This window comes from Pseudomonas sp. CH61, assembly GCF_059429415.1.
Genome location: NZ_CM182098.1, coordinates 5,112,012 through 5,133,571, shown reverse-complemented (window position 1 = coordinate 5,133,571; position 21,560 = coordinate 5,112,012). Strand labels below are relative to the sequence as shown.

Annotated in this window: 17 protein-coding genes and 1 tRNA gene; 5 read left to right on the top strand and 13 right to left on the bottom strand. The window is 58.0% G+C overall.

From position 1 onward, the window contains the following. Nucleotides 1-275: 275 nt before the first annotated feature. From AC5SEM_RS23070 to AC5SEM_RS23055, 4 genes are all read right to left on the bottom strand, one after another. Nucleotides 276-527, bottom strand: coding sequence for a hypothetical protein (locus tag AC5SEM_RS23070; RefSeq protein ID WP_495471334.1), 252 nt, complete (start codon nt 525-527; stop codon nt 276-278). Between the two features lie 13 nt (nt 528-540). After that, nucleotides 541-834 (bottom strand): hypothetical protein, encoded by a 294-nt coding sequence (locus AC5SEM_RS23065; RefSeq protein ID WP_495471333.1) that lies wholly within the window; start codon nt 832-834, stop codon nt 541-543. A 487-nt stretch (nt 835-1,321) separates the two neighbouring features. After that, nucleotides 1,322-4,015, bottom strand: coding sequence for a toprim domain-containing protein (locus AC5SEM_RS23060; RefSeq protein WP_495471332.1), 2,694 nt, complete (start codon nt 4,013-4,015; stop codon nt 1,322-1,324). Nucleotides 4,016-4,024: 9 nt separating this feature from the next. Continuing rightward, complete coding sequence (locus AC5SEM_RS23055; protein WP_495471331.1) at nt 4,025-4,252, bottom strand: hypothetical protein; 228 nt, start codon at nt 4,250-4,252, stop codon at nt 4,025-4,027. A gap of 90 nt (nt 4,253-4,342) precedes the next feature. On the opposite strand from AC5SEM_RS23055, the gene AC5SEM_RS23050 reads away from it, so the two are divergent. Together AC5SEM_RS23050 and AC5SEM_RS23045 are read left to right on the top strand one after the other, a co-directional pair. Beyond that, entirely contained in the window at nt 4,343-4,591 is a 249-nt protein-coding gene (locus AC5SEM_RS23050) for a helix-turn-helix transcriptional regulator (RefSeq protein WP_339433290.1), read from the top strand. A 240-nt stretch (nt 4,592-4,831) separates the two neighbouring features. Next, the gene (locus tag AC5SEM_RS23045) at nt 4,832-5,896 is read left to right on the top strand and encodes a phage integrase (protein WP_495471330.1); all 1,065 of its coding nucleotides are present in this window, start codon (nt 4,832-4,834) and stop codon (nt 5,894-5,896) included. A 120-nt stretch (nt 5,897-6,016) separates the two neighbouring features. Here AC5SEM_RS23045 and AC5SEM_RS23040 read toward each other — a convergent pair. The 5 genes from AC5SEM_RS23040 to rpsU all read right to left on the bottom strand — a co-directional run bounded on the left by AC5SEM_RS23040 (nt 6,017) and on the right by rpsU (nt 14,560). After that, nucleotides 6,017-6,093, bottom strand: a tRNA-Ile gene (locus AC5SEM_RS23040). A gap of 15 nt (nt 6,094-6,108) precedes the next feature. Then, entirely contained in the window at nt 6,109-9,855 is a 3,747-nt protein-coding gene (locus AC5SEM_RS23035; protein ID WP_495471329.1) for a bifunctional diguanylate cyclase/phosphodiesterase, read from the bottom strand. Nucleotides 9,856-9,981: 126 nt separating this feature from the next. Further along, a complete protein-coding gene (rpoD, locus tag AC5SEM_RS23030) occupies nt 9,982-11,826 on the bottom strand; it encodes an RNA polymerase sigma factor RpoD (protein ID WP_137217364.1) in 1,845 nt (614 codons plus the stop codon). Between the two features lie 67 nt (nt 11,827-11,893). Then, nucleotides 11,894-13,858 (bottom strand): DNA primase, encoded by a 1,965-nt coding sequence (dnaG, locus tag AC5SEM_RS23025; RefSeq protein WP_077574774.1) that lies wholly within the window; start codon nt 13,856-13,858, stop codon nt 11,894-11,896. A 486-nt stretch (nt 13,859-14,344) separates the two neighbouring features. Further along, a complete protein-coding gene (gene rpsU / locus AC5SEM_RS23020; protein ID WP_002551877.1) occupies nt 14,345-14,560 on the bottom strand; it encodes a 30S ribosomal protein S21 in 216 nt (71 codons plus the stop codon). A gap of 199 nt (nt 14,561-14,759) precedes the next feature. Here rpsU and tsaD point away from each other — a divergent pair, with 199 nt between their 5' ends. Next, entirely contained in the window at nt 14,760-15,785 is a 1,026-nt protein-coding gene (tsaD, locus tag AC5SEM_RS23015; RefSeq protein ID WP_495471328.1) for a tRNA (adenosine(37)-N6)-threonylcarbamoyltransferase complex transferase subunit TsaD, read from the top strand. Between the two features lie 23 nt (nt 15,786-15,808). Here the strand turns inward: tsaD and plsY are convergent, their stop codons facing one another. Continuing rightward, nucleotides 15,809-16,378, bottom strand: a complete 570-nt coding sequence (plsY, locus tag AC5SEM_RS23010; protein WP_038363312.1) for a glycerol-3-phosphate 1-O-acyltransferase PlsY — start codon at nt 16,376-16,378, stop codon at nt 15,809-15,811. A gap of 74 nt (nt 16,379-16,452) precedes the next feature. Here plsY and folB point away from each other — a divergent pair, with 74 nt between their 5' ends. Both folB and folK read left to right on the top strand, forming a co-directional pair. Then, nucleotides 16,453-16,809: a dihydroneopterin aldolase gene (gene folB, locus AC5SEM_RS23005; protein ID WP_064390789.1), complete on the top strand. Its 357-nt coding sequence runs from the start codon at nt 16,453-16,455 to the stop codon at nt 16,807-16,809. Then, nucleotides 16,800-17,318 carry a 2-amino-4-hydroxy-6-hydroxymethyldihydropteridine diphosphokinase gene (gene folK, locus AC5SEM_RS23000; RefSeq protein ID WP_095122605.1) on the top strand — a complete coding sequence of 173 codons (519 nt, stop codon included), beginning with the start codon at nt 16,800-16,802 and terminating at the stop codon, nt 17,316-17,318. Before folB ends, folK begins: the two co-directional genes overlap by 10 nt. A gap of 84 nt (nt 17,319-17,402) precedes the next feature. Here folK and AC5SEM_RS22995 read toward each other — a convergent pair whose 3' ends face one another. From AC5SEM_RS22995 to AC5SEM_RS22985, 3 genes are all read right to left on the bottom strand, one after another. Next, entirely contained in the window at nt 17,403-18,632 is a 1,230-nt protein-coding gene (locus AC5SEM_RS22995; protein ID WP_495471327.1) for a multifunctional CCA addition/repair protein, read from the bottom strand. A gap of 63 nt (nt 18,633-18,695) precedes the next feature. After that, nucleotides 18,696-20,258 carry a SpoVR family protein gene (locus AC5SEM_RS22990; protein WP_077574770.1) on the bottom strand — a complete coding sequence of 521 codons (1,563 nt, stop codon included), beginning with the start codon at nt 20,256-20,258 and terminating at the stop codon, nt 18,696-18,698. Continuing rightward, nucleotides 20,255-21,526, bottom strand: coding sequence for a YeaH/YhbH family protein (locus tag AC5SEM_RS22985; protein WP_007910114.1), 1,272 nt, complete (start codon nt 21,524-21,526; stop codon nt 20,255-20,257). The genes AC5SEM_RS22990 and AC5SEM_RS22985 overlap by 4 nt, the downstream gene beginning before the upstream one ends. Nucleotides 21,527-21,560: the final 34 nt, after the last annotated feature.

The window sequence follows — 21,560 nt, the reverse complement described above, 5'->3', positions numbered from 1 at the left end:
CGCGATCGGACAGATCGCCCAAGGTTTGAGCCATTTCGGCCAAGCTTTGGAGACGCTGCCGGGCATCCGGGGTTTTGTGAACCAAGTAGCCGATCAAGGCCGCTCCAATCATCGCCGTCGCGAACAGAGGGCGAGGGGGCTTGAACGTGCTGCTGCGTTGGTCGGGTGGTGTGATAGCCTTGTTCCCACTGCTGCTTGGGTGCTGTGCTTGCATGGTGTTGCTCCTTTCGTGGTGGTTGGTGTCGGGGAGCTGCAACTCCTCGACACCGTCTCTCTCACGCCTGCCGCAATAGGCTTGCCGTGAATACCGGGCGCTGTTCACAGCGCACTTCAAACAGTCCCAGGTCATGCCCATCAACGTCGCGCATATGCACGACCGTGATGAACGTCGGCGTATCCTCCGGGTGATCCCTCCAATGTGCGGCCGCTGCCAGCTCGGCCAGATCTTCCGGTGAGCGCTGGTCGACGTAGCTGCTCGGTAACGGCAGCTCGCCGGGCAGGGTGTTGGCTACGAAGCGAATAATCATTGCTGCCCCCTCCTTACGCTTGGCGCACCAGGTGAACCACAAAGTCAGATGGGATTCCGGAGTGAATGCCCTGGGCTTGCAGATTCATCGCGGCTTTGATCTGGAACTGGGTGCAGTCGTCGGCCAGGAATTGCTTAGCCCCGGCCAGTGCTTTCTCTGCGATCAGGTTCACGAAGTACGGGGTAGTCCACTGCTGGCCGACGAGGATTGGCGCCTCGATCCCCTGCTTTTGCAGTTCGGCTTGAATTGCGCGTAGCCGGGTGGTTTTGCCCGTGGCTTGGTCGCCGGTGATGACTTGTATTTGCATGGTGTTGCTCCTTCTTTATGAGCCTGGGTTTCTTGATCCAGGAGGGTGAGTCGAGTCCGCCAGTAAAAAACGCGCGCAAGACCGCTCGGAGTCCGGAACATCCGGAACATTTAAAAAGTGATTGGCTGTAACCCTTGATTTACGGGGCCTGTAGCTGAGCGAAAATGTTCCGGTACTACCGGAACATTCCGGAACACGTTTTTTTGTGAATCGGCTGTAAGCCTTGTGTTGTAAGGGCTACAGCCGTGTTCCGGTAAAAACGCTGACCGGAACATTGCCGGAACATGACGGAACACAATCCGTTCCGGTGTGTTCCGGAATGTTCCAGTGCGACCGGAACGTTTTTTTGTAAGTAAGTGACTGTATTTATTGATGTTTATATCTATTGAATAGAAATGTTCCGGATGTTCCGGACAAACAAGGGGACTTCGCACAAAAGCCAAGCTCTTACCCATGCACACCCGATACACCTGCTGACCCATACGTTTCATGAGGCCTCCCCCCGCTTGCTGAAGAACCACAGCCACAGAGAACGCTTCTCCAGTCGTGACCGTGCTTTACGCGTCTCAATGAATTTGTGGGTGGTGCTGGTGGCCAATGCACGGCGCAACTGGGTGTCAGGAATGACGTCTTGGCCAGCCTTTCTACAGGCCTGCTGGAAATGCTCGATGTTGATGCCGATCAGTTCTTTGTCGATGCTGTGGTTGAGCGTTTCGCGGGTCTCTTCACGTTCGCCTTCGGCATCGATGATGGTCACCACGTCTTCATTCAAGTAGTGATAGATCTGCCAGAACTTGGCGGCGGTCGGGTTCTCCGATCGGCAGCGCTGTTGGCGATCGATGGCGCGGGCCTCCAGATGCTTAGCCAGGCTTTCTGTGTCTCTGTCCGTCCAGGTGGGAAACAGCGCCTGGGTTGCGTAGGCCGCTGCAAGGACTTGCGCGAAGCTCTGGACGATCCGCGCTTCCGTCAGGGCGTTGATGGACTGAAGACGTTTCTCATAGCGCGGGAATGCCTCGAAGTAGCGTTCCAACCATTGCTTTTCGAAAGCCAGTACACGGCGCAGGAAGCCGCCCAGCTCCTTGGCTTTCATGATCTTCAACCGATCGGCCATCGGCTTCAGGGCCAGCGAGTGGTGATCCTTGGTGCAGTGCATATGCACGATGCGCGAAAGAATGGCCTCGGAGCCATCCACGGTTTCGTTCTGTGAGATGGCCAAGGCACCGCGCCAGATGCTGGTGCGCGTCTCGTTACCGGTAGTCTTCGCGCCGGTTACACGTACAGGGGCGTGATAGTCATACAGCGTCTTCATTTCATCCCAGGCGAACTGCACAGTCACCGAACGGCCCTGAGCATCGGTGTAAGTCCGATCGGATTCGATCAGGACAACTGGTAAGTTGCTGACTTCGGAAAGGGCGCGTGAAAGGCCCACGGCGCTGGCACCGGTGCCACTGGGTTTGATCCCTTCCATATTGTCGCGACCGATCAGGCGCCACAGGAATCGCAGTAGAGTGGACTTGCCCGCGCCTGGTTCGCCGGTCAGCTCGAGGAAAGGGAACGACGCCTGCTGAACGCCAATCTGTTGAACGAACAGCGACGCTGTCCACCACGACAGTGCGGCTAGGCCATTCAGGCTATGAACCGCCAAGAAGTCGGGGAACCATTCCGGATCGAAGTCAGCACCGCGTTCGAACTTTGTATTCACCAGAGCGGTTTTTACCCCGGCACCCTTGACCTCAATGAAACCGTGACTGTTCACCTGCAACTCTCTGCCGCCGTGAAACCCGAACTTTGGATAGCAGTAGGTTCCCGAATCTTCGTCGTAGCCAATGAACGGCAGGCTGCGAACGGTGCGTACCGGGCGCCGCTCATCGTTCAGCCATTTCGCTTTGAGCATCGCCAGCTCACGGGCGCCGCCCTCAAAGTTTCCACCTGGCGTGAAGTCGAGCATTGCCCGGACGAATCCCCGCGGCTCGGCGATCGCGCTCGATGGTAGTGGGGCCTGAACACTGCGGCTCCGATCGGGAAACCGAAAGTCGAAGTAGTAGCGCTGCTCACCAGTGATGATGTCTTTTTCCAGATAGTCCAAGCTGGGTATGCAGTTGGATATCTGCGAGATCTTCACGTTGCGCGAAAAGATTTCTCGGTTGCCCTCAACCTTTTCTTCGCCAAGATCCTTGCTGAGCTCTGCCTGGTTCACGCGGGCCGAAAACAGCTGATTTCGAAACTCCAGCAGATAGAAGCCGGCCGGGCGCCGCAGGTACAGCAGGTAAGCGAGTTTGTTTGTGTTCTCAGCAGTGAACAGTCGGCCGCGATAACAAGCGTCCTCCAGAAACTTGTCGTTCAGTTCGCCATCTCGGTAGACGTCATCCCAATCGCGTTCGCCGGCGAGGGCTACCCAGCCGATTTCCGTCATGCCGCGCAGCATCTTCAGATACTTGGGAATGTATTTATGGCCGGCTTTGTCGTCATCCAGGCCAATGACCCATGTCACCAGTTTGCCTTTGTTCGCCTCCACGATCGCCCATGGGAAGTTCACGCAACTGATCGATGCAATCGCTTTGTAGCCGGCCAGGTGCAGCGCGATCGCGTGAAAGATCCCTTCGACTACAAACACCCGATCGCTCTTTTCGATGGTCTGGCCTGGTGGTGCCCACCCGCTGTTCTGGTAAGACATTTCGAACTTGATGCCGGCTTTGTCGCCTTTGTTGGCGGCTACCATGCTCTCGTCGATGATCCTTTCCCAATAACCGTTGCACAGCGGAAAGCGGACGGTATCGGCCCAAACGCCTGACTTCATTTTGCGTTTAGCTTGGGAATACCAGCCGGCGAGCTTTGCTATGTCAAAACCACGGTTGCGCTTTAGATAGGCGTCGGCGGTGGCGTTGGGGTTGGTTTCTGTAGCCGGGAAACGCTCGCTCAGGTTTTCGAACAGGAAGCTGTAACGCTCCCGGGTTTTCTGTTCGAACTGGCATTCGTTATCTCGGTTGCATTTCAACTGGTAGGGCTTTTCGCGACTGATGAACAGCTTTTGCTGACCGCAGTTGGGGCACGTGCCTTTCTGTAGGTACTTATCGCTGATGTCCTTAAAGTCCAGCTCTCTATCGTTTTCCAACGCCTTGACGACGTCGGACTGATAGATCTCGTCGAACTGATCCTGTGTGAAGCGATTTCTTGCGTTCATCACCGCCCCTCAGCGCTTGGAGGCGGTAGGTTTGGCGGACGCACGTTCGGCTTGTTCTGCTGCTTCCATGGCCAAAGCGACCATATTGATCAACAGTGCTTCTTTAGATCCCTCGGCCTTGGCGCGAATGAGGATTCGGCCGCGCTCGATGTCGTTGCGGATCGCACGTTCGGACTGTCCCGACCGACGCGCAAGCTCCCGAACTGTCGTGTAGGGCGTGTCTATGGTGATCTGCATTTGATAAGCTCCATGTGTATATATGCCGAATAAAGTGGCATATGCACATGTTACGAATGTGCATTCGCACATGTCAATAGGAGCCATGCGTTGGAACTAGGTCAAAAACTCAAGGAAGTGCGGCTGACTGAGCGTCTGACTCAGACAGAAATTTGCGATATCGCGGGCATCAAGCTCGAAACATGGAAGGGGTACGAGTACGGGCGGCGCGCATCCGTAAGCTCTACAGAGCTGTTGAAAATCACCATGCACCCGCGTTTCAAGCGTTACGCGTTGTGGTTGGTGACCGATGAGACGGCACCAGAGATTGGGCAAATAAGCCCGGTCATCGGTCAATGAGTCTCGGTGAAAAGCTAAAGCTGATCCGAACCCGAGAAAGATTTACTCAGGTCGAAATCAGCAATATCACCGGTATCAAGGTTGAGACGTGGAAGGCGTACGAGTACGGGCGAAGTAAAACGGTTGCATCTTCAGAACTGTTGAAAGTCACCCAACACCCTTTGCTCACCAAATACACGATGTGGCTGATGACTGGCCAAACCATACCGGAGGCAGGGCAGATTAGCCCCGTGTAAGTCCGTGCCGATAAGAAAACTACCGGATGGCCGCTACGAAGTGGATTGCCGCCCTAACGGCAGCTACGGCTATCGAACCCGCAGGATTTTCCCTACCAAAAATGAAGCGACCCATTACCACAGCAAGGTCATGGGAGAGGCTGCGTCAGGACGGGTTGCCAAGCCCGCCAAGCACGACGCCAGAAGCATGCTTGAGCTGGTTAATCGCTGGTACGTCGTCCATGGGCAAAACCTGAAGACCGGCAAACAGCGCCTGGCGCTTTTGATCAGCATGGTCAATCGAATGGGGAACCCGAAGGCGCACAAGTTTACGTCTGCTCACTTTGCGCAGTACCGCGCCGAGCGCGCAGAAGGTAAGCACTCCAGGACTACACCAGGCGCTGGCTATTCAAAGGGCGATGCAGATCCGAAACCCGTCAGCGCGAATATGCTGAATCATGAGCTGACGTACCTACGTGCTGTGTTCAACGAGCTGGCCAGGCTGGGGGAGTGGGACGCCGACAACCCGTTGGGCAAGGTGCGCAAACTCAAGTTTGACGAAACAGAGATGGCCTACCTACTGGCGGATCAAATTAAGCTGCTGTTGAGTGACCTGGCTACACGGGATTCAAACGCCGGGTTGATCGCTGAAGTGTGCCTGGCCACCGGTGCCAGGTGGGGCGAAGCGGAAGCGCTTCAACCGCGCCAGGTGCGGAATCAGATGGTGCATTACAGCCGTACAAAATCCAGCAAGAATCGGTCTGTGCCAATCTCGAAACGGCTTGAGGAGCGATTGAAAGCCGCACTGCCATTCAGACCTTGCGCCATCACCTTTCGGCGTAGCGTCGATGCTATCGGCTTGGAGCTACCCGATGGACAGATGACGCATGTCCTGCGGCACACCTTCGCATCCCATTACATGATGAACGGCGGGGACATCCTGACGCTTCAAAAGGTGCTTGGGCATGCAACGTTGGCCATGACTCAAAAGTATGCTCACTTTAGCCCTGGACACTTGGCCGAGGTCGTCAATCTGAATCCGCTGGCCACACTCTTGGAGGCTAAACCAGCGGTCGCTGAGGTAGCGTAAATGTCCGTCCAAAATTGAAATTGGACGAATTTTGGACGGAACGCATTTTTTGCAATCCAGCTGACTGACTTTTTCGAATGCCAGAAACGACGAAAGCCACGTAATACGTGGCTTTCAAGATGGTGGGCCCACACGGACTTGAACCGTGGACCAAAGGATTATGAGTCCTCTGCTCTAACCAACTGAGCTATAGGCCCTCAGTAGGCCGCGGATTATAGCGACGGTTTCTCGGCTGTGCTATCCGAATAATCCGATACGGTTACACGAAGAAACGTCGCGGCGAATTCTTCCGGCGGTAGCGGCAGGCTGACGATGTAGCCCTGGATCTGTTCGCAGCCTTCGGCGGCGAGAAATTGTTGTTGCGCCTGGGTTTCCACGCCCTCGGCGATGACCGTGAATTGCATGCTCCGGCCCAGCGCGATAATGGCTCGGACAATGGCCGCGTCGTGGGGGTCGTCGGGCAATCCGCGGACAAACGACTGGTCGATTTTGAGGATATCCAGCGGCAGGCGCTTGAGGTAACTGAGAGAGGAATATCCGGTACCGAAATCATCGATCGCCAGTTGTACGCCGAGGTGTTTGAGCTGATGCAACACAGCCAGCGCCTCTTCGGCCTGACTCATGATGAAATTCTCGGTAATTTCCAGTTGCAGTAAATCCGGCTGCAGGCCGTTGTCGTTGAGCAGTTGTTCGATGCGCCCGAGCAGATTCGGCTGACGCAGTTGCGCGCCGGCGAGGTTTACCGACAGTGGGCCAAGGCTGTCGTAGACCTGATTCCATTCGAACATCTGCCGGCACGCGGTCTCCAGCACCCAGTCACCGATCTGCAGGATCATGCCGTTCTCTTCCGCGAGCGGAATGAAATGCTCTGGCGGCACGTCGCCGAAGGTCGGATGGCGCCAGCGGATCAGCGCTTCGGCACCGACCAGGCTGTGATCCTCCAGACTGATTTTCGGCTGGTAGTAGAGAAACAGTTCATCGCGCTCGATGGCCCGGCGCAGTTCGTGTTCCAGCGCGATGCGCTCGCTGGCCTGGGCAGTGAGGTCGCGGGTGTAGCTCTCGACGCGGTTGCGGCCCTTGGCCTTGGAGCGGTACATCGCTGCGTCGGCGTTTTTCACCAAGGTGGCGACGTCACAACCGTCCCGTGGGTAGAGGCTGGTGCCAATGCTGGCGCTGATGAAGAACTCATGTTCGCCAGCCTGGAACGGCGCACCAAAGCAGTTGAGCAGTTTGGTGGCGATGTTGTCGGCATCACTGGCCTGTTGCAGGCCGGGCAGCAGAATGATGAATTCGTCACCGCCCAGACGCGCCACGGTATCGATGTCGCGCAGTTGCTCTTTCAGGCGCACGGCGATGCCCTTGAGCAGCAGGTCGCCGACCGGGTGTCCGAGGCTGTCATTGATGTGCTTGAAGCGGTCGAGATCGAGAAACAGCACGGCACCCTGGCCGCCGTTTTCCTGCTGACTGTTCAGTGCCATCAGCAAGCGGTTTTCGAACAGCGTGCGGTTCGGCAGGCCAGTGAGCGGGTCGTGGTGCGCCTGATAGTCGAGTTTGGCTTGCGCATGCTTGAGGCTGGAGATGTCGGCAAACACCGCGACAAAGTGGGTAATGAACTTGTCGCGATTGCGTACGGCACTGATGGTCAGCCAGCTCGGGTACAACTCGCCGTTCTTGCGCCGGTTGGAGATCTCGCCCTGCCAGTGACCTTCGTCGGTCAACTGGTGCCACATTGCCGCGTAGAACGCGCTGTCATGCAGGCCGGAGGCGAGCAGGCGCGGTGTATGGCCGAGCGCTTCGCTTTCGCTGTAACCGGTAATCTCGGTGAAGGCGCGGTTGACCGCACTGATGTGCTGTTGGGTGTCGGTGATCAATACGCCTTCGGCAGTGCTTTCGAACACAGTGGCGGCCTGTTGCAGTTTTTCCTGCATCAGATGGCGCTCGGTGATGTCGCGGGCGATGGTCAGCATGCAGTCTTCTTCACCGATCGGCAGCGGACGGCTGGAGACTTCACAGAGGCGAATCTGCCCGTCACTGCGGCGGATATGGCAGGTAAAGTCACGCACAAAGCCGTCGCGGTGCAACAGGTCGAGCATCTCTTTGCGCTCGTTGAGGTTGACCCAGATGCCCAGATCCAGCGCCGACCTATCCACCGACATGGCGCTATTGAAACCGGTGATACGGCTGAAACCCTCGTTGACCTCCAGTAGCAGGCCATCGCTCTGGCGTGACAACAACAAACCATCCGGCGAGGCATGGAAGGCTTTGGCGAATTTCTCTTCGGAGGTTTGCAGCTGCTGCTGGGTTTCCTTGAGCTGGGTGATGTCACGTACAACGACCACCAAGGCTGGCGTGGTGTCCAGATCGAACGGCTCGGCGGAAATCAGGCCAGTGAACAGTTGGCCGTTGTTGCGGCGAAAGGGCATCTCCAGGTTGCGAATGCTGCCCGCCTGCAAACGTTGCAGCAGCCCCGGACCAACGCCGGGAATGCCCCAGATATTCAGCTCGGTCGCCGTTTGCCCCAGCACTTCCTCGGCTTTCAGTCCGATCTGTTCTTCAAACGCTTCGTTGACCTCCAGCAGGCAACCGTCGGACAGCCGTGCAATCACCAGAATGTCCGGGCATTGCTGGAAGACCGAGGCGAACTTTTGCTCCGAGAGCTGCAACGCCTCTTCAGTGCGCTTGATTTCGCTGATGTCGATCATCAGACCGCGCATTACCGGCTCATGACCATGTTCGATCAGGCTGACGATGTCGCGTACCCACAAGCAGCGACCATCGGCGGTGATCACTCGATAGTCGACGATGTGATCACGGCCTTCGCGCAGGGCTTCCTTGCAGTAGCTTTGCGTACGGGTCAGATCCGCCGGGTGAATGATGTTGTGCCAGAAACCGGGGATCAGCCAATGGGATTGTGGGTAGCCGAGCAGGTCTTCGGCGTGGGGCGAGACATAGCTGTAGGTGAAGTCGCTTATCCGCGCTTCCCAGGCGATGGCCGACAGGCTCTCGACCAGGCCGCGATAGTGGTATTCGCTGCTGCGCAGTTCCTGTTCGAGGTCGATGCGTCGGGCGATTTCCGAACTCAGGCGGCGGTTGATGCGGATCACCACAGCCAGGATCGTCATCAACAGCAACAACCCCGGCAAACCGTAGATCAACAGATCCGACCAGAATGTCCGATGATCAAGGACGTTGCCGACCCAGTGCTCCTGAATGCTGCTGATTTCATCAGGGCTCATGTCCGCGAGCACTTTGTCGAGAATCCCCACCAAGACCTTGTTGTCGCGGGGCACGGCCATTGCCAGTTGGTAGCGATACGGGGTTTCGCCGCTGACGTACAGACCGTCGAGCTTGAGCTGGCGCAGGCTCCAGACGCTGGATGCGAGGTCGCCGACCACAGCGTCCACTTCGTCGGTCGCCAACGCCTGCAGCGCCGAACTGACATTGGGCATGGCGACCAGATTCAGATCGGGGTGGTGGGTGCGCAGCAGTTCGTGGGGCGCATAGTTTTCCACCACGGCGATTTTCAAACCGTACAGGTCGTCGAGTTTGCGCGGTTGCGCGCCGCCGATGTGCGCGAGGATCACGATCGGGAAATCAAGATAGGGGCGGGTGAACGACAGGTAGGTCTGGCGTTCGGGGGTGGACATGATCCCGGGCAGCAGGTCGATCTTGCCCGACTTCACTTGTTCCAGCACCACTGTCCAGCTCACCGGTTCGATGGGCGTCAACTTGATCGCCAGGCGTTGGCGAATCACGTCGATATAGTCGGCAGCCAGGCCCTGATAGCGGTTCTGGTCGTCGCGAAATTCAAAGGGCGGCCACGATGCATCGACACCCAGGCGCAAGTCCGGGTGAGCCGCCAGCCAGCTACGTTCTTCATCGGTCAGAGTCAGCGCGTCAGCCGTTGCGGTCCAGATCATCAGTGACAGCAAAAAAAGCACGGACGCCAATCTGGGCATAACGCTCTCGTTATGGCTCGGGGATGATTGTTTCGAGTGTAGACGGGGTATGCGGGGGAGGGGCGTTGCGAAGGATTTAATCTGCCATATAAACAAAACCCCCGGCCTGGGCCGGGGGTTCTGGTATCACTCGTCGAGGAAGGAGCGCAGATGCTCGCTTCGCGTCGGGTGGCGCAGCTTGCGCAGTGCCTTGGCTTCGATCTGACGGATCCGCTCACGCGTTACGTCAAACTGTTTGCCCACTTCTTCGAGTGTGTGGTCGGTGTTCATGTCGATACCGAAACGCATGCGCAGTACCTTGGCTTCACGGGCAGTGAGGCCGGACAGCACTTCGCGAGTCGCTTCTTTCAGGCTCTCAACAGTGGCGACATCGATTGGCGACTGCATGGTCGAGTCTTCGATGAAGTCACCCAGATGGGAGTCTTCGTCATCACCGATCGGGGTTTCCATGGAGATCGGCTCTTTAGCGATCTTCAATACCTTGCGGATCTTGTCCTCAGGCATCTCCATGCGTTCGCCCAGCTCTTCCGGCGTCGGTTCGCGACCCATTTCCTGCAACATCTGCCGGGAAATACGGTTGAGCTTGTTGATCGTCTCGATCATGTGCACCGGAATACGGATGGTGCGGGCCTGGTCGGCGATCGAGCGAGTGATCGCCTGACGGATCCACCAGGTGGCATAAGTCGAGAACTTGTAACCACGACGGTATTCGAACTTGTCCACCGCTTTCATCAGGCCGATGTTGCCTTCCTGGATCAGATCGAGGAATTGCAGGCCGCGGTTGGTGTACTTCTTGGCGATCGAGATCACCAGACGCAAGTTGGCTTCAACCATCTCTTTCTTCGCGCGGCGGGCCTTGGCCTCACCGATCGACATGCGACGGTTGATGTCCTTGATTTCTGCGATGGTCAGACCGGTCTCGGTTTCCAGCGCGATCAGTTTCTGCTGGCAACGAATGATGTCCGGCTGCACGCGACCGATGGCTTCGGCGTACTTGCTCTTGCCTTTGGCCAGGGCGTCGGACCAGCTTTCGTCGACTTCGTTGCTCGGGAACTGACGCAGGAAATCGGCGCGTGGCATACGTGCATCACGTACACACAGTTGCATGATCGCGCGCTCTTGCTGACGCAGACGATCCAGGGCACCGCGAACACGCTCGACCAGGCCTTCGAATTGCTTCGGCACCAGTTTGATCGGCATGAACAGCTCGGCCAGTACCAGCAACTCGGCAATCGCTGCCTTGTTGTTGCGACCGTGCTTTTTCAGCGCCTTGCGGGTGATTTCCATCTGATCAGCCACGGCGCCAAAGCGCTGGGCAGCGATGACCGGATCCGGACCGCTTTCGGCTTCTTCTTCGTCATCGGAAGATTCGGCTTCATCGTCGTCGGTTTCGTCGTCGGCTTTCGCCACTTTCGCTTCGACAGGCGGCGGCACTTCGGCAGGCGGCGCAATGCCGTCGTCCGGGTCGATATAACCGCTCAGAACGTCGGACAGGCGACCACCTTCGGTGGTGACGCGAGTGTACTCGGAGAGAATGTGGTCAACCGTGCCAGGGAAGTGCGCGATTGCGCTCATCACTTCACGGATGCCCTCTTCGATACGCTTGGCGATTTCGATTTCGCCTTCACGAGTCAGAAGCTCGACCGTACCCATTTCACGCATGTACATGCGCACTGGGTCAGTGGTGCGACCGATATCGGTCTCCACCGCTGCCAACGCAGCGGCTGCTTCTTCCGCAGCGGCCTCGTCGGTATCGGCGTCGGCCAACATAAGGGCGTCCGCATCCGGAGCACTCTCGTGTACGGGGATCCCCATGTCGTTAATCATGCGGATGATGTCTTCCACCTGCTCTGGATCTGAAATATCCTCGGGCAGGTGGTCGTTGACCTCGGCGTAAGTCAGATACTTCTGCTCACGACCCAGTTTGATCAACTCAATAATACGAGACTGCTGTTGCGCTTTTCCGGACATAACACCCTATCCACTGAAGGTCTTGGCGGGCAAAAAACAAGCCGAGGATTATACCTGAGCTATGACCTCACGCGCCAGTTGAGGTCGGGTTTGATGCGGAAACATTGCGACTTAATAGGTCGCGCAGTTGATTTTTCTCTTCGATACTCAGTTCGCTTTGACGCGCTTTCCTGAGCAACTGTTCCAGATTTCGCTCGCGTTGGCGGGCTGACAAGCTAGTAATGGTGTCGAAAAACTGTTGTTCAAGGTTATCTCCGTCAATCAGCCACTCCTTTTCTGCCAGCGCCTTGAGCAAACGACCCTGTTCAGTGCCGTGCCATCGCGCGATCAACTGAAATGAGTTTAGCTTGGGATTCTTCTGTACGGCTTCGAGCAGCGCCACAAGTAACTGGGCGTTGGTCTGATTCTCGTCCGCAATGTGCCCGGCATCTTCGACGCGCTCGGCCAGTTGCGGGTGATGGAGCAGGGTGCGCAGGGCAGTCAGGGTAGGCGATTCGACACCGATCGGCGTGCGTGGGCGCTGTTGTTCGCGATCACCGCCACGTTTGCCGTTCTTGTCCCAGGGTTTCTTGTCCCATTTCTTGCCGCCGGCGCCGGGTTTCTTTGGCGTCCACTCCTGCTGCGGCACATACATGTCCTGTGCCTGCGGCTGATGGTAGTCGCTGTAGTCCGGCATCGCGTCGTAATCGATGCCCGGATCGTAGGCGGGCGGCGCTTCCTGCGGCGCACTTTGTGCGAGCTGGCTGACGGTTTCACTGCTCAGGCCGGTAATTTCGGTCAGGCGTTGACGCATCAGAATCCGCAGATTGGCGCCCGGCACCTTGTCGATCAGTGGCGCAGCGAGGGTGGCCATGTGCGCCTTGCCTTCGAGCGAGCGCGGATCGGCTTCTTCGGTCAGTTGCTGGAAGAAATAATCCGCCAGCGGCTGCGCGTGCTGATTGATTCGTGCCTTGAAGGCGTCAGTGCCTTCAGCGCGTACCAAGGTGTCCGGGTCTTCACCTTCGGGTAGAAACAGGAAGCGTGCACGGCGCCCGTCCTGCAGGCTTGAAAGCGTTGCTTCCAGCGCGCGCCATGCGGCATTGCGGCCGGCCTGATCGCCGTCGAAGCAAAACAGCACGTTCGGCACTACACGGAACAGGCGCTTCAAATGTTCTTCGCTGGTCGCAGTCCCCAGCGTCGCGACGGCATTCTTCAGGCCTTGCTGGGCGAGAGCGATGACGTCCATATAGCCCTCGACGACGATGATTTCGTCGAGGTTGCGGTTGTTCTTGCGTGCTTCATAAAGGCCGTAGAGTTCCTGGCCTTTATGAAATACCGGGGTTTCCGGTGAGTTCAGGTACTTGGGCTTGTCGTCGCCGAGCACGCGACCGCCGAAGGCGATGATGCGTCCACGGGTGTCGCGGATCGGGAACATCACGCGATCGCGGAAGCGGTCATAGCGTTTGCCGGTTTCGGCGTTCTCGATCAGCAGGCCGGCGTCGATCATGGCCTTCTGCTGCAGGGTGTCGCTGCTCAAATGCTTGAACAGGTTGTCCCAGCCGGGTGGCGCGAAGCCGAGCCCGAAATCCCGGGCGATCTCGCCAGTCAGGCCGCGGCCCTTGAGGTAGTCCACTGCAGCTTTTCGCGATGGATGGCTCTTGAGGGCTTGCCGGTAAAAATCGGCGGCAGCGGTGAGTAGCGGATACAGCGGCGAATCGGTCGGTTGGCGCGGTTTGTGCGGTCGGCCGCTTTCTTCGCGAGGGATTTCCATGCCGGCGGCTTTGGCCAGATCTTCGACAGCCTGGGGGAAGTCCAGGTTGTCGTGATCCATGAGAAAGCCGAGGGCGTTACCGCCGGCGCCGCAGCCGAAGCAGTAATAGAACTGCTTGTCGGGGCTGACGCTGAAGGACGGGGTTTTCTCTTTGTGAAACGGGCAACAGGCGGTGTAGTTCTTGCCGGCCTTCTTCAATTGCACGCGCGAACTGACCACATCGACGATGTCGGTGCGGTTCAGCAGGTCGTCAATGAAGCTCTGGGGAATCAGCCCGGCCATGGCGTTCTCGTCGTCTGCGCTGTAATAAGTCCGATGCGTAAGGCTGGCGGACGCGGGTCATTGTTTGAAGCGCGCAAAATATGCGGCTCGACCGGTGTCGTCTGCGTAATCGCTGTCGGGAAGTGTATCTGCCGAAAATCCCCTGACGTTAGTACTCATCAGTCTTCGACTATTTGAAAGTGTTGCGCTGAATCCGCTGACAGCCGGTTAGGGGCCTCGGATAGCTCAATAAAGCGGGCACGCATGCAGGTGCCTTGGGCTGATCGTCGTAAGAGGAATCAGTGGGTGTGCTCGTCAGTAGCCTTGAAAGGCTCGTCAGAAAAGACGTGCACCGCTGGCAAAAGAGCCAGGTCTGACGTGTGAAGCAGATTCGTCTAGGTCGCGTGTGCGGCTTCGACGTTGAAGCATCAAGCGTTTTACGCAAATGCCATTAGCCCGGCTGAGAGCCGGGCTTAGGCAAAGAAGCTTGCAACGAACGTCTGTGTATTAGTACAGACGAACGGCGCGGCGCTGTTCGCGCTGAACTTTCTTGGCGTGACGCTTAACAGCGGCTGCTGCTTTGCGCTTACGCTCAGAAGTTGGCTTCTCGTAAAATTCGCGGCTACGAACTTCAGCCAGTACACCGGCTTTTTCGCAGGAGCGCTTGAAACGACGCAGAGCTACGTCGAAGGGTTCGTTCTCTTTAACTTTGACGGCTGGCATCCAGAGCTACCTTCATTCATTACCGGGGTCAACATCCTCGCGGCAAAAGAGCACTTGAAGACGTCGGTTTTTAAGGGTTGCGGATGTTAACCCCTCATCGCTCGGAATGCAAAGCCTCTGATCGAAAACCGCTGGTCGGGGCATCACGTGGCGACTATTATGCGCGCCTTCGAATTCAGCCTAAACAAGGCGCAAACCCATGCTAGTACTGGGATTAGAAACCTCCTGCGACGAAACCGGCGTCGCATTATATGACAGTGAACGGGGCCTGCTGGCCGACGCGCTGTTCAGTCAGATCGACCTGCACCGCGCTTATGGCGGTGTGGTGCCGGAGCTGGCCTCGCGTGACCACGTCAAACGCATGCTGCCCTTGATTCGTCAGGTGTTGGCCGAGGCGGACTGCGTGCCGACCGAGATCGATGCGATCGCCTATACCGCGGGTCCTGGCCTGGTTGGCGCGCTGCTGGTCGGTGCTTCCTGCGCTCAGGCGCTGGCGTTTGCCTGGGGCATTCCGGCGCTCGGCGTGCATCACATGGAGGGGCATTTGCTGGCGCCGATGCTGGAGCCGAAACCGCCGCAATTCCCGTTCGTCGCTTTGTTGGTGTCCGGCGGCCATACGCAGCTGGTTCAGGTGGATGGCATCGGCCAATACAGCCTGCTCGGCGAGACGCTCGACGACGCCGCCGGCGAAGCCTTCGACAAGACCGCGAAGATGATGGGCCTCAATTACCCGGGTGGCCCGGAAATCGCCAAACTGGCCGAGAAGGGCGTCGCAGGACGTTTTACCTTCCCGCGCCCGATGTGCGATCGCCCGGGTCTGCAATTCAGCTTCAGTGGTCTGAAAACCTCTGCGCTCAACGCCTGGCAGCAGTGCGTCAGCGCCGGGGACGACAACGAGCAAGCCCGTTGCGACATCGCGCTGGCGTTCCAGCAGGCCGTGGTGGAGACTTTGACCATCAAGTGCAAGCGTGCCCTGAAACAGGCGGGCATGAAGCGTCTGGTGATCGCTGGCGGCGTCAGTGCCAACAAGGCCTTGCGGGTTTCGCTGGAGAAAATGCTCGGCGATATGAAAGGTGATGTGTTCTACGCCCGTCCCGAGTTCTGCACCGACAACGGCGCGATGATCGCGTTTGCCGGTTGCCAGCGCTTGCAGGCCGGTCAGCAGGAAAGTCTGGCAATCAGCGTGCAGGCGCGCTGGCCAATGGAGCAATTGTCGCCGTTGTGATGAGAGGCGCTCATGGGCGCTATTTAAAAATGCCGTTCGCGCCCGGCAAACAGGTCGCGTAGATTGCCGCGGTGGCGCCAGACGATCAGCAAGGTCAGTGCGCTCATTGGCAACAGCGCCTCCGGTTCCTGCCAGGCCAGCAACGGCAGGGTCAGCGGCGTGGCAATCAGCGCCGCCAGCGAACTGGTGCGGGTCAGGTAGAACGTCAGTAGCCAGGCGCATACCGCCAGCAGTGCGGCCGGTGGATACAGGCCGAGCAGCATGCCGGCAGCGGTGGCGACACCTTTGCCGCCACGGAAGCGGAAATACAGCGGGAACAGATGGCCGATCACGGCGCACACGCCGATCCATGCCTGATCCTGCAGCGAAAGGCCTACAGCCGAGGCGATCAGCACCGGCACCAGGCCTTTGCACAGATCACCCAGCAGGGTCAGGATCGCCAGTTTGCGACCGGCCAGGCGCAGCATGTTGGTGGCACCGGCATTGCCCGAGCCACTCATTCGCGGATCCGGGTTACCGGTCAGGCGGCTGAGCAAAATGGCGAAGGACAGCGAGCCGAGCAGGTAGGCGAAAGTCGCCAGTAACCAAAACATGCTAACTATTCCGGGCGAGGACGCCCTGATTCTAACGGCGCATTGCGCCCTTGTCGTGCAGCGGAGAGAAGTGCTTGGACAGAGTGTTTATCGAGGGCCTGGAAGTCGACACCGTCATTGGTGCCTACGACTGGGAGCGCGGCATCCGACAGTGCTTGCGACTTGATCTGAGCTTCGCCTGGGACAATCGCCCGGCCGCCGCCGGTGACGACCTGACCCTGGCGCTCGACTACGCTAGCGTTTCCACGCGGATTCAGGCTTTTGCCGAGCAGGCGCAGTTTCAGCTGGTCGAGACCTTTGCCGAACGTCTGGTCGAAGTGCTGATGAGCGAATTCAAAATCACGTGGGTGCGTCTGAAGCTGACCAAGCCTGGCGCCGTTCCGGCTGCTAAGGGTGGCGTGGGTGTGGAGATCGAGCGCGGATGTCGCTGACTCAGGTCTACCTCGGGCTCGGTAGCAATATCGAGCGCGAAACCCATTTGCGTGCCGGACTCGACGCTTTGGCGACATTTCTGGTGGATATCCGCTGTTCGGCGGTGTTCGAGAGCGCACCTGTGGGGATCAAGAGCGGGCCGTTCTTCAACTTTGTGGTGTCGGCGTTTACCGATCTACCGTTGATGGAACTGGATCGACGCTTGAAATTCATCGAGGCGGATAACGGTCGCTACGCGCCTGATCGCAAAGGCTTGCCGCTGGATATCGACGTGCTGCTGTATGGCGAGCTGGCGGGGAATTTCGACGGGTTGGTTTTGCCGCGTGCCGAGATTCTGAAAAATGCCTTTGTGCTGTGGCCGTTGTCGCTGATTGCGCCGGATCGCGTGCATCCAGGTGTGGGAAAAAGCTTCGCGACGTTGTGGGCTGAGGCGCAGATTGATCAGGTGCTGGCGCCGGTTGCGTTCGAGTGGCGCGGGCAGCGGCTCACGCCTTCAGATTTGCTTTAGATCGACTGACGTCTTCGCGAGCAGGCTCGCTCCCACAGGGAAATGCATTCCAAAATGTGGGAGCGAGCCTGCTCGCGAAGCTTTTCAAGCGGACGCCGCGTCTTTGTAGGCTTTTAGCGCCTTCAGTCGCTCACGCTTGAGCGCTTCGCCCAGCTCCGGGCCTTTGAATCCCTTCTCTAGCAATGGCTGCACCGCGACTTCCCGTGCTGCCTTCGCCGCACCACGCAAATAATCGGCCTGTGGATAACTTCTCTGCTCGAGCCCCTTGCGGCCCCGCGCATCCATCTCGCACGCAACAATGAACTCTTCAAACCGCTGCGGCCGGCGATACACGTCAAAACTCTGCAGCAACTCCAGCAATGTCGAAGCCTTCAGCTCCAGCGCCCGGTGGCCATGGGTGTGGTACTGGCCGACCAGTAGCGCCAATTCCTGACAATCCTTGGGTGCCTTGAAGCGTTCGTTGACCGCTTTGATCAGCTTCAACCCCGTGTGCTCATGGGCGATGTGTCGCGGCCATTCTTCTTCCGGGGTCAGACCTTTGCCGAGATCGTGCAGCAGGCAAGCCCAACGCACGGTCAGCGGTTGTTTGTACAGCGCCGATTGCTCCAACACGCTGAGCGTGTGCAGGCCGGTGTCGATTTCCGGATGATGCGCTTCCGGTTGTGGCACGCCAAAAAGCGCGTCGACTTCCGGCATCAGTACTTTCAGTGCGCCGCAGTCGCGCAGCACCTGAATGAACACCTGCGGCTGATCTTCCATCAATGCCCGGGAGATTTCCTTCCAGCTGCGTTCGGCAGTCAGTGCTTCGAGTTCGCCGGAGTCGCTGAGCTGACGCATCAGTTCGAGCGTCTCTGGCGCGACGGTGAAACCGAGTCCGGCATAACGCGCAGCGAAGCGGGCAACGCGCAATACACGGAGGGGATCTTCGGCGAATGCCGGAGAAACATGGCGCAGTAGTCGATCTTCCAGATCGCGCTGACCATGGTACGGATCGGTCAGATTCTGTTGATCGTCCTCGGCCATGGCGTTGATGGTCAGGTCGCGACGGATCAGATCCTCTTCAAGCGTGACTTCGGGGCTGGCGTGAAAAGTGAAACCGCCATAACCGCGCCCGCTTTTGCGCTCGGTGCGGGCGAGGGCGTATTCCTCGCCGCTTTTGGGATGAAGAAACACCGGAAAATCCGCGCCGACCGGCCGATAACCCTTGGCGAGCATCTCTTCCGTGGTGGCGCCAACCACCACCCAATCGATATCCGTGACCGGTTTGCCGAGCAGGCGATCTCGAACCGCACCGCCAACCTTGAAAATCTGCATAAAAAACCTCCGTTAGCCGGACAGGATAACCCTTGCGTCAGACTTTCGGAGGCCAGAACCGGATCAAAGATGAATGACGGCCAGATCCAGTCGACCGTAATCCCCTTCGCTGTGTTCACTGCGTGGCGGAACGTGATGGGTTTTCATGATCTGGTCGCCTTGCAGGGTTTCCAGGTGGATATCGAAGCCCCACAAGCGATGCAGGTGTTTGAGCACCTCGTCGGTGGAATCTCCCAGCGGTTTGCGATCGTGCTGTTGGTGACGCAAGGTCAGTGAGCGGTCGCCGCGTCGATCGATGCTGTAGATCTGCACGTTCGGTTCACGATTGCCGAGGTTGTATTGCGCGGCCAGGGTTTCGCGGATGATCCGGTAGCCGGGTTCGTCATGAATCGCAGGCACCAACAAGTCGTCCTTCTGATCGTCATCCATGATGCTGAACAGTTTCAGGTCACGGATCACCTTCGGCGACAGATACTGCAGGATGAAACTCTCATCCTTGAAGCTGCTCATGGCGAACTTGATGGTCGACAGCCAGTCAGTCCCGGCAATTTCCGGGAACCAGCGACGATCCTCTTCGGTAGGCTCCTCACACATGCGCCGAATGTCGCGATACATCGCAAAGCCCAGCGCGTAAGGGTTGATGCCGTTGTAGTAGGGGCTGTCGAAGCCTGGCTGAAACACCACACTGGTGTGCGAGGTGAGGAACTCCATCATGAAGCCTTCGGTGACCAGTCCTTCGTCGTACAGGTCGTTCATCAGCGTGTAGTGCCAGAACGTTGCCCAGCCTTCGTTCATCACCTGGGTCTGACGCTGCGGATAGAAATACTGAGCGATCTTGCGCACGATCCGCACGATTTCGCGCTGCCACGGCTCCAGCAACGGCGCGTGTTTCTCGATGAAATACAGGATGTTTTCCTGCGGCTCGGCCGGGAAGCGAGCGTTGTCCCTGTCACTGTACTTGTCCGCGCCTTTGGGGATCGTGCGCCACAGATCGTTGATCTGCTTCTGCAGGTGCTCTTCGCGATCCTTTTGCCGCCGGCGTTCCTCTTCGGCGGAAATCGGATACGGACGCTTGTAGCGGTCGACGCCGTAGTTCATCAGCGCATGGCAGGAGTCGAGCAGGTCTTCCACCGCATCGATGCCGTGGCGCTCTTCGCACTGCATGATGTATTGCTTGGCAAACACCAGGTAATCAATGATCGAACTGGCATCGGTCCAGGTGCGGAACAGGTAATTGCCCTTGAAGAAACTGTTGTGGCCATAGCACGCGTGCGCCACCACCAGCGCCTGCATGCAGATGGTGTTTTCTTCCATCAGGTAGGCGATGCAAGGGTCGGAGTTGATCACGATTTCGTAGGCCAGGCCCATCTGCCCGCGGCTGTAGGACTTTTCGGTGCTGAGGAAGTGTTTGCCGTAGGACCAATGGTGATAGCCCAGTGGCATGCCCACCGAGGCGTACGCGTCCATCATTTGCTCGGCGGTGATCACTTCGATCTGGTTGGGATAGGTATCCAGGGCGTAGCGGGCCGCGATCCGGGCGATTTCGCGGTCGTAGGTCTGGATCAGCTCGAACGTCCATTCGGAGCCGGTGGAAATGGGTTGGCGCTTCTGCTCTTTGGCGGTCATGTCACTAACCTGCGCTGGAAGAGTTCACGGAAGACCGGATAGATATCCCCGGCCGAGACCAGTTGCTGCTGGGCAAAAGTGTCAGAGAAGGCTTCGGCGATACGTTCGTACTCGTACCACAGGGCCTGATGTTCGCGCGGGGTGATCTCCACATAAGTGTAGTACTGCACAAACGGCATGATCTGGTTGATCAGGATGTCGCGGCAGATCGGCGAGTCATCGTTCCAGTTGTCGCCGTCGGAAGCCTGCGCCGCGTAGATGTTCCACTCGTTGCTCGGGTAACGCTCGGCCATGATCTCCTGCATCAGTTTCAGGGCGCTGGAAACGATGGTGCCGCCGGTTTCCCGCGAATAGAAAAACTCTTCTTCGTCGACTTCCCGGGCACTGGTGTGGTGGCGGATGAACACCACGTCGATCTTGTCGTAATTGCGTTTCAGGAACAGGTACAACAGGATGAAAAAGCGTTTGGCGATGTCCTTGGTCGCCTGCGTCATGGAGCCGGAAACGTCCATCAAGCAGAACATCACCGCTTTTGAACTGGGGTTGGGCTGCTTGATCAGCAAGTTGTATTTCAGGTCGAACGTATCGAGGAACGGCACGCGATGGATGCGCGCGCTGAGTTTTTCGATTTCCGCCTCGAGTTCCTGGATATCGCCGAAGTTGTCTGGCTCTTCGCGTCTCAGTCGCTCAAGTTCTTCTTTGACTTCGCGCAGTTTCGCCCGGCTGCTGCCGGACAGGGCAATGCGTCGCGCATGAGCCGAACGCAGGGTGCGGATGATATTGATGCGCGACGGGTTGCCTTCGTTGCTGATCCCGGCACGAACGGTTTTAAAAGTGTCAGTACCGCTCAAATTGCGTTTGACCAGGTTCGGCAGCTCGAGGTCTTCGAACATGAATTCGAGAAACTCTTCCTGTGTAATCTGGAAGACGAACTCGTCCATGCCTTCACCGGAATTGCCGGCCTTGCCCGGGCCGCGTCCGCCGCCACCTCCCGGTGGGCGAGCGATGTGTTCGCCGGCGGTGAATTCCTTGTTGCCGGGATGAACCACGGTCTGCTTGCCGCCACGGCCGTGGTGAAGCACCGGTTCGTCGATGTCGCGACCGGGAATGCTGATCTGTTCGCCGTGTTCCATATCGGTAATGGAGCGCCGGCTGACCGCCTCTTCGACAGCCTTCTTGATGTGGTCACGGTAGCGCCGCAGGAAACGCTGGCGGTTTACCGTGCTCTTGTTCTTGCCATTGAGACGTCGGTCGATCACATAACTCATAGGAAGCCCTCCGGGCAGCTTCAAGTTGTGAGCC